General features: G+C 69.3%; 1 protein-coding gene. It reads left to right on the top strand.

Features of this window, described 5'->3' with window-relative positions:
• The first annotated feature begins 203 nt into the window (after positions 1–203).
• On the top strand, positions 204–356 hold the full coding sequence (locus AX744_RS20660) for a hypothetical protein (RefSeq protein ID WP_197429207.1): 153 nt from the start codon (positions 204–206) through the stop codon (positions 354–356).
• Positions 357–528: the final 172 nt, after the last annotated feature.

Genomic DNA, 528 nt, shown 5'->3' with positions numbered 1-528 from the left:
GGAGGTCCCCGCCGTCAACCCGCTCGTGCCCGGCGTGGGGGAGTGGCACGTCCTCATCCTCCTCGGATTCCTCCTCGTGCCGCTCTCCGGGCTGTGGCTGCTGTGGCGACTCCGGGGGCGCGCCGCAGGATGAAGCGGGTGCCGCGCACCGGATATCGGCGTTGCTCCTCGGGGGATCGGTGCTTCGGGCCTAGCGTGGAGTCATGGCACGGGTGGGGGGTCGCAACCTCGGGATGAGCTGGTTCGCCGGCATCGTGTGCGTCGGCGTCATCGGCGCCCTCGTGTGGCTGTCGCTTCCGATGGTCCCCGTGCTCGCCCAGTTCGCCAGGGATGCGCTTCGCACCGCTCTTCCCTGACCTGGGACGACGTATCCGCATGAATGCCGACACGTCGGCACGCCTCCGCGAGCGTCCGTTCGCGCGGAGGTACCCTCGCAATGCACGATTCCGATGAGAGGCGCACCCCATGAGTGACCCCGACGTTCCCCAGCCCGAGAAGCCGGCTGACGTTGACGACGTCGTCGGCAGC

The sequence above is a fragment of the Microbacterium sp. CCH5-D1 genome (assembly GCF_001557335.1).
Lineage (GTDB): Bacteria > Actinomycetota > Actinomycetes > Actinomycetales > Microbacteriaceae > Microbacterium > Microbacterium oxydans.
Note: the sequence above shows the minus strand (reverse complement) of the source record. Positions and strands in the feature narration are given on the sequence as shown.

What these genes read in the sequence shown, in the direction of transcription:
- AX744_RS20660 (WP_197429207.1), top strand. Translation starts at nt 204, where the DNA reads ATGGCACGGGTGGGGGGTCGCAACCTCGGGATGAGCTGGTTCGCCGGC.